Below are 7,776 nucleotides of genomic sequence, written 5' to 3'. Positions count from 1 at the left end.
CAGGTCACGTTCAACGCCAAGGTGGATACCGATAAGATCGTCAACGCAGTCAAGAGCTTTGTTGAGGACTACAACGCTATGATGACCGAGCTGAATACGCAGTACACTACTCAGCCCGAATACAAAAAGTCCTACGAGCCGCTGACCGATGACGACAAGGCCGATATGAGCGACAAGGCCATTGAAAACTACGAAGCCAAAGCCAAGCAGGGCCTGCTGTTCGGCGACCGCGATTTGAGCAGCCTGTCCGAGTCGCTGCGCTATCTGTTTGGCGGCTCTGAGATGAGCAAAATCGGCATCACTGCCTCGACCAGCTACGGCACGGACAAGGGCACGATCAGCCTTGACGAGACCAAGCTGCGTGCAGCACTCGAAAGCGACCCGAACTCTGTAGCCAGTGCGTTTGCCGACCCGTTGGGTCAAAAAACGGTCACCAAGAACGGCACGACCGTCACGGTGGACGATACGAACTCCGGCGGCGTTATGTCCCGCCTGAAGGTGTCCCTTGACAAGTACGCAGGCATCAGCGGCGCGACCAAGGGCATCCTGATTGAGAAGGCTGGTTCGCAGTATTCGTCGCTCTCGCTGCTGCAAAACTCTATTCAGACCCAGCTGAACGCCATCGACACCACGATTGATTCGCTCAATGACAAGCTCAACGATCAGATCGACCGGTATACGTCCAAGTTCAGCAAGCTGGAAGTTCTCATCAATCAGATGAACGCACAAAGCTCGTATTTTGCCGGCATGACCGGAAGCAGCTATTAAGCGTTTGGCGTAGAAAGGGATATTTTCCATGGATATACATGGCTATCAACAATATAAGGCGCAGTCGATCAGCACTATGACGTCCGGCGAACTTCTGATGCTGCTGTACGATGAGCTGATAAAGCGCCTGACCCGCGCCGAGCTTGCGCTGCAAAAGCAGGACTTTGACCTGTTTGAAGCCTCAATTCAGCGTTCTATTGATATTCTGCAGTACTTAGATGACACGCTCGACCCGCAGTATCCCATCAGCCATGACCTGCATCGCCTGTATGACTTTTTCCTGTATGAGCTTGGCCGCGTTCATATCGGACGCAATGCCAAGGTACTCGCTGAGGTCAAGCCCCGTCTGACCGAGCTGCGCGACACCTTCCGTGAGGCGCAAAAGGCGGGCGGCGTATGATAAACGGGCCGCTTCTGGAGCTGCTGGTGCAGCTGCGCAAGCGCTATACCGCGCTGGGTGAGGCGCTTGACCTGACCCAGCAGATGGCTGATGCACTTGACCGCGACGACCGCATCTCCTTCAGTCTGCTGCTGTCCATGCGGCAGGATGTTGTCCTGCGCCTGCAGGAGACTGACGAGCGCATCCAGAGCGCTGCCGACGGTCTTGCGCCTGACATGCAAAAAAAATGGCAAGCGCTGCTCAACGGATCGTCCCCCACGGACGACGGCGAGCAGCAGCTTGCCAAACAAATGCAGCAGAATCGTCAGCTTTTGGAGCATCTGATCCCACTTGACCGGCGGATACAGCAGAGCTTGTCCACACGATAGCCGCTTTACGGCAGCGACAGGAACCATAAGGGCGCGCCTGAATCGCGGCTTCCGCTCAGCTCATCAATAATCAGCTGTGCATCCCATGCTTGCAGGCTGCGCGCCCGGCTGTTTGGATCGGCTACCAGTATGTTGCCCTCTAAGGTTATCCCACGCAGCAAGATAAAATGCCCTGTGCTTGTAAAATGTCCGGGTTTCATGAGTGCAACTGCGATACGCCCGCCGGACAGCTGCGTGCGCAGTTCCTCTGCGGTCAACCGCGAGGGCGTGGTGCATACCAGTCCATACCCCTTTGCTACGCCGCGCACGATGGTGTGATATGAGCCGCTTCTGACCGCCCAAAACCCTTGCGCGGCGCACCACTGCGCCATCTGCGCAGGATCAGTGTCGGCCGTTCCGAAGCTTTTGACGGCCATCGCCAGCGCGGTCGGCCCACAGCCATAGCTGCCGATCGGATCGGAGCCGTAACGCTGCTCTTTCCATGCCGGATCACTTTGCGCGAAGTAAGCGATGGATACTGCGCCACCTGTCAGGATCTCCTGACCGTCCCGCACGACCAGCTCGGTGACTTCGGGATCGTTAATGGTCATGCCGCCCTCTAAAAGTAGCGGCTCACCAGCCTCTTGGGATTCGATTTCAGCCTGCTCTTTCTCCTGGCGCTTTTCTTCGATTGCCTCACTGATTTCGGCAAACTTGTCCGCCACCTGCTCGCGTCTGTCGTCGAGCCACGCGGTGCTCGCGTTCCACGCCGCCACCGCCTGACGGCGAACCGGTGTGACGATCTTGTAGAAAACCGGCCGGTCGACCCAGTAGCAAACGGCAAGCTCAGCGCCGCCGACGCACAGAATCAGCAGGATAATGATCATCAGGGTATTGCGGAACTTATGCTTCTTACGTTTCTTCACAAAGATACACCTCGGTGGAAAAGGAATGCTTATTGCTATGATACCAAAAAATTTCAAATTTGTCCATTGTATTCATATTTTACTAATATGTCTACATGGAGTGGGAGGAACACCGCTTGCCTCAAATTGAACTGCACCATGTGACCAAATATTTTATCAACGAGCAGCGCAAATTTGCAGCGATCGACGATGTTTCATTCTCTATCAATCAGGGAGAATTTGTTTTTCTGATCGGAAGCAGCGGCGCAGGCAAAACCACCCTGCTCCGTCTGATTGCCAGCCATATCTCCCCGGACGAGGGCGCTATCTTTGTGGATAATCAGAACATAGGCAAAATGCGGCTTTGGCGCCGGCTGTCGCACCGCCGCACCATTGGTCAGGTCTGGCAAGATTCCAGTTTGGTCCGAAAAAAGACAATTGGTCAAAATCTGGAGATTGTTCAGCGCGCGCTGGGCGTCAATCATCGTATCATCCCGCATAACACGCAGCGGGCGCTGTCCGCGGTCGGCATGCGCTTTGCCGAGCATCTGTATCCGTTTCAGCTATCCGGTGGACAGATCAAGCTGGTCGAGTTGGCGCGCGCCATGGTCGGCAGTCCGCCGATTCTGCTGATCGACGAGATCACAGCCAACCTCGATCATGACACCGGCTGGGATATCATGAACATTTTAAGCGAGATCAACCGGCGCGGCACGACAGTCATCATGGCCACCCACGCGAAGGATTTTGTCAATATCATGTGCCGCCGCGTGGTCACGCTCGTCTCCGGTCGGGTGGTTGGTGATGTGGAGAAAGGAAAATACGGCAAAATACAAAAATAAAAGCCGTTTTTTTATATTTTTTATTTATTGTGGAAGGAAGTTGGTAAAATGAAACTCAAAAACCTGCGTATCGCTCCAAGATTGATCTTGGGCTATGCCCTGCCCATCGTCTTGTCGCTCATACTGGTCATCTTCGCACTTGCCAGTACGGTCAGTATGCGCACCCGGTATGAGGCGGTGCTTAACGGCACATCAGAGATGGAAAACGAGGTTCTCACCGCCCGTATGATTATCAACCGGCTTGCCCGTCACACGCGGGATATCGTGCTCGATACCGAAATGACGAATTTCGCCTCCACCCAGTCCATCCTGAACACGGAAATGGCCGATCTGGAGAATACGCTCGATTACATTCGCACGAACTACGCCAAAATTCTGCCTAACAGCAGTGCCGCCTCTAACTTCCTGAACTCTGTCGATGCTTGGCAGGCCATTGCGCCCCAAGTTGTTTCGGCTGTAACTGCTGGTGATGTTGAGCTGGCGAGCACGATTCTGCTCACACAGTGTACGCCTGCGATTGATACTTTGGCCAGTGATGCTGCTAAGGTGTCTGAGGAGCTTCATGTGGCCACGCAGGATGCAATCAGTTCCGAAGCGCGGCGCGTTACCTCCACCATCATCATCTATGTTGTGATGACGGTCGTCTTCCTGCTTCTGACCATGATTTTTGCGGTTCGTCTGATCAGCTCGATCGTCTCCCCTCTGGCCGAGACCCGCGAGGCCATTCTGCAAATGAGCCAAGGTGTGCTCGATCATCCGGTCACCTACGAGTCCAAGGATGAAATCGGCGAGGTTGCCGACGCGGTGCGTACCAGCCAAGACGTGCTCCGTTCGGCCATTTCGGAAATCTCCCGTATTTCCTCCGGCATGGCACATGGCAAGTTCAACCTGAAGGTGCAGGGCAACTTCCCCGGCATGCTGACCGAGATTTCCGGCAGCTTGAGCACGCTGCTCAAGCAACTGGGCAACACGATCGCCGAGATCAAGCAGTCGGCCAATCAGGTGTCCTCCGGTGCCGAGCAAGTCTCCAACGGTGCGCAGGCACTTGCGCAGGGCGCTACCGAGCAGGCCAGCGCGGTAGAGGAGCTTTCCGCTACGATGAACGATATCTCCACCTCGGCGCATAACAATGCTGAATCCGCCCTCACCGCCCGCGAACACGCCGATAAGGCCGGTAAGCAGAACCTCGCCAGCCAAGAGCAGATGGCGCAGATGATTACCGCTATGGGCGAAATCACCTCCACCTCGCAGGAGATTAGCAAGATTATCAAGACCATCGAGGATATTGCATTCCAGACCAACATTCTCGCGCTCAACGCGGCGGTAGAGGCTGCCCGCGCTGGCTCGGCTGGTAAGGGCTTTGCCGTTGTTGCCGACGAGGTGCGCAACCTGGCTTCCAAGTCTGCTGAGGCCGCCAAGAATACCACAACGCTGATCGAGGATTCCATTCGCGCGGTCGAGCGCGGCTCGAGCATTGCACATGCTGCGGCGGAATCGATTACACTCAGCGCCGAGCTGACCAGCAAGGCGGTCGATCAAATTGCGTTGATCGCAGAAGCTGCGCAGAACGAGTCCGAGTCGATCGATCAGGTCATGCAGGGTATCGACCAGATCTCGACCGTTGTGCAGACCAACTCCGCAACCAGCGAGGAGTCTGCTGCGGCCAGCGAGGAGCTGTCTTCTCAGTCCAACATCATGCTGCAGATTTGCAATCGGTTCGATATCGGCAACCAGACTACGTCTGATATGAGCAGCCACTCTCATGCACACGGCGGCGGCTATTACGCAGGAGGTAGTTCTCCCGTTTCGGGAGAAACCTTTCGCGGCGAGTACGAGCAAGCCTCGTCCTTCACTGACGACTACAGCAAATACTAAGCATTACACCCTGACCTCTGATCTTTTGACCGGCAACGACCTAATTGACTCTGAGCATATTGAGCTTTTTGACGCGATTAATAATCTCCTTGATGCATGCTCAAGCGGCCAGGGTCGCCAGCAGATCAATGACACCGTGGATTTCCTTGCGGATTATGTGGATAAGCACTTTAGCGATGAAGAGCAATTACAGCGCCAATACAGCTATCCAAACTATGATTCTCACCACGATTTCCACACGAATTACAAATCCAAGGTTCGTTTGCTTGCATCACACCTCCACACAGATGGCCCTACAATGCAAAACCTGAGCGATTTGAACCAGCTGGTCAGCATATTGATCGCCCACATCCGTCAAGAAGATAAGCGCGTTGCCGCGCATGTGAAAGCATCATCCTGACCCAAATACACACAGAGCTGCATAACAAGTTTATGCAGCTCTGTTAGTTTTTATGATAGTTTTTTTGAAGATGAAAAAACCCTCGGGATTCCCCGAGGGTTTTCTTTTCGCTTGTATTATGTCAAGCTCAGCTCCCTATCCCTGAGGCAGAAGCGTCCCACCAAATCCTTGAGCACCTGCGCTTGATCGGATAGCTCGCGACCAGCCACAGCGCTTTCGCGGGTGGTATGGCTGTTAGCCTCTACAATACCTGTAACACGGTGTATCTCCTGCATGATCTCTTCGATGGACTTGGACTGCTGTGCGGTAGCATCAGTGATTGCATGGACAGCCGTCAAAACGTCCTGCGCCATGCTCACCACCTCGTGCAGCATCTCATCGGTAACACTTGCAATGCGTGTGCCGTTTTCGACCGCTGCCATTGAGTCATCGACCAATGATGCGGTGCTCTGCACGGATTCGCCGCTCTTGTTAGCCAAAGCACGTACCTCATCAGCCACCACAGCAAAGCCCTTGCCCGCCGCACCGGCGCGGGCAGCCTCTACCGCCGCGTTGAGCGCAAGAATATTGGTTTGGAAAGAGATATCTTCAATCGTCTTGGTGATTCTGCCGATACCGGTCGAGCTTTCCGAAATATTGCCCATCGCATCGACCATCTGCTGCATATGCTCGCCACACTGGCCGATGCGCTGGCATACCTTATCCACCAGCTCACCCGCATATGCGGCCTGTTCGGCTGTGTGGTGCATCTTGTCGGACATACTGGTCACCGTCTCAGCGAGGGTCGTCATAGACTGCGTCTCCTCAGCCGAGGAGTTGACCAGCGTCTGGATACCCATAGCCACCTGCGAGGAGTTGATCGAAACCTGCTCAGCGCTTTGGTCAATGTGGCTCATCATGTCGTTAAGCGAAGCGATGATACGTTGCAGTGAACTTTCAATGGCCACAAAGTCTCCTTGGAAGCTGGTATTCACCTCAAGACACAGGTTACCTTGGGAAAGCTCCTGTAGCTCATGCTGGATCTCATGGATATACTGGTTCAGGCTACCTGACATGGCTCGCATACTGTCCGCGAGCGCGCCCAGCTCATCCGGGGAGTGGTAGGTGATCTGCGCATCCAAATCGCCCTGCGACACTCTCGCAACGCCCCTTTCCAACAGCGCCAGCGGCGCGATCACCTTATGCCGCACAGTGGCACCGATGGCGATAATGCACAGCAGATTAATCAGCAGAATAATGCCCGTGACGATCTCGAGGCGAAAGATGCCACCAACCGCGTTTTGCTCGGCCGCAGCTACTGCTTCGTTGGTCAGCGTAAAGAATGTCTCACTCTTTTCTAAAAGTGCCTGCGTGTTATGTACGCCCGTCTCATGAATCATCTCCGGCTTCAGAGTGTTGTACCAATACTCCCGCACAGCCGTCATCTTCTCTCGAAACAAGGCGGTGGGCGCTGCGGGCAGATTGAGCGACGGGTCACCATTCAAAAGGCCGTCCATGAGGCTCTCCAGATTGGACATCACCTCGTCGATCGGCTGGTTCATCACATGCAGCTTGACAGCGCGCTGCACGCCGCCGCGGACAATGCCGCTGCAATTGATAATCGTGCCGTTATTCTGGTTGTCCTTCAGCATTAAATAGGTGAAGGTCGAACCCACTATGCTGAGGATCAGCAAACTGGTCAAGGCACTATAGATCAGTTTAGAAATTTTCATCTGTGATACGCTCCTTTTTTCCAATACTATACCACTTAATACAAGAAAAGCGGTAACAATTATCCCACAATTGACCGATTATTTACTTAACTAAATTCTACAATTTTAAGTCGATTTTGTCAATGCGCATTCAATGCAAATATAGCCATATCCTTCTCCAAAAACTAAGCACTTATCATAAAACAGCTATCGTATGCCGCACGCTGGGAAAACGGCGCAGCCGAAACCGTGTCCTCTCTGCAAAATACCGTTGCCCATGCCGCTGTACGAGCCTCACTTATCGCAAGTGCTGACCAAAATATAGTGCAAGCATACTTGACAATTCAAGATTATTTGCAGGATTGATAAAGCAGCAATGCCACAATGACCACAGCAATCAGGCAGAAAATGCCGAATATAATTTGGTCAAAACAAAATCACATCTGTTACAATAATGAAAAATGCCAATAGGAGAAACCGCATTTTTGATTAGGAGATAGTTTTTTCCAATTTCTCACCATCCTTCCTCCCCCTTTTGTTCTATTATC

General features: G+C 53.4%; 8 protein-coding genes. 6 read left to right on the top strand and 2 right to left on the bottom strand.

The window, feature by feature from the left end:
- From fliD to MR935_RS01075, 3 genes are all read left to right on the top strand, one after another.
- Positions 1–768, top strand: a 768-nt coding sequence (gene fliD, locus MR935_RS01085) for a flagellar filament capping protein FliD (protein WP_290570274.1), incomplete at its 5' end; no start/stop codon positions are given.
- A 28-nt stretch (positions 769–796) separates the two neighbouring features.
- Positions 797–1,168, top strand: a complete 372-nt coding sequence (gene fliS / locus MR935_RS01080; RefSeq protein WP_290570272.1) for a flagellar export chaperone FliS — start codon at positions 797–799, stop codon at positions 1,166–1,168.
- On the top strand, positions 1,165–1,536 hold the full coding sequence (locus tag MR935_RS01075; RefSeq protein ID WP_290570271.1) for a hypothetical protein: 372 nt from the start codon (positions 1,165–1,167) through the stop codon (positions 1,534–1,536). Before fliS ends, MR935_RS01075 begins: the two co-directional genes overlap by 4 nt.
- Before the next feature lie 5 nt (positions 1,537–1,541).
- Here MR935_RS01075 and MR935_RS01070 read toward each other — a convergent pair whose 3' ends face one another.
- Positions 1,542–2,441: a C39 family peptidase gene (locus MR935_RS01070; protein WP_290570269.1), complete on the bottom strand. Its 900-nt coding sequence runs from the start codon at positions 2,439–2,441 to the stop codon at positions 1,542–1,544.
- Between the two features lie 116 nt (positions 2,442–2,557).
- On the opposite strand from MR935_RS01070, the gene MR935_RS01065 reads away from it, so the two are divergent.
- Genes MR935_RS01065 through MR935_RS01055 form a run of 3 tightly spaced genes read left to right on the top strand, consistent with a single transcriptional unit; the run spans position 2,558 to position 5,537 of the window.
- On the top strand, positions 2,558–3,262 hold the full coding sequence (locus MR935_RS01065) for a cell division ATP-binding protein FtsE (RefSeq protein ID WP_290570268.1): 705 nt from the start codon (positions 2,558–2,560) through the stop codon (positions 3,260–3,262).
- A 48-nt stretch (positions 3,263–3,310) separates the two neighbouring features.
- The gene (locus tag MR935_RS01060; RefSeq protein WP_290570266.1) at positions 3,311–5,137 is read left to right on the top strand and encodes a methyl-accepting chemotaxis protein; all 1,827 of its coding nucleotides are present in this window, start codon (positions 3,311–3,313) and stop codon (positions 5,135–5,137) included.
- A 25-nt stretch (positions 5,138–5,162) separates the two neighbouring features.
- Positions 5,163–5,537 carry a bacteriohemerythrin gene (locus tag MR935_RS01055; RefSeq protein ID WP_290570265.1) on the top strand — a complete coding sequence of 125 codons (375 nt, stop codon included), beginning with the start codon at positions 5,163–5,165 and terminating at the stop codon, positions 5,535–5,537.
- Positions 5,538–5,653: 116 nt separating this feature from the next.
- On the opposite strand, the gene MR935_RS01050 is transcribed toward MR935_RS01055, so the two are convergent.
- Entirely contained in the window at positions 5,654–7,249 is a 1,596-nt protein-coding gene (locus MR935_RS01050) for a methyl-accepting chemotaxis protein (RefSeq protein ID WP_290570263.1), read from the bottom strand.
- Positions 7,250–7,776 lie beyond the last annotated feature (527 nt).

Source organism: Agathobaculum sp. (genome assembly GCF_022775115.1).
Lineage (GTDB): Bacteria > Bacillota > Clostridia > Oscillospirales > Butyricicoccaceae > Agathobaculum.
This window is presented reverse-complemented; position numbering and strand designations above follow the sequence as displayed.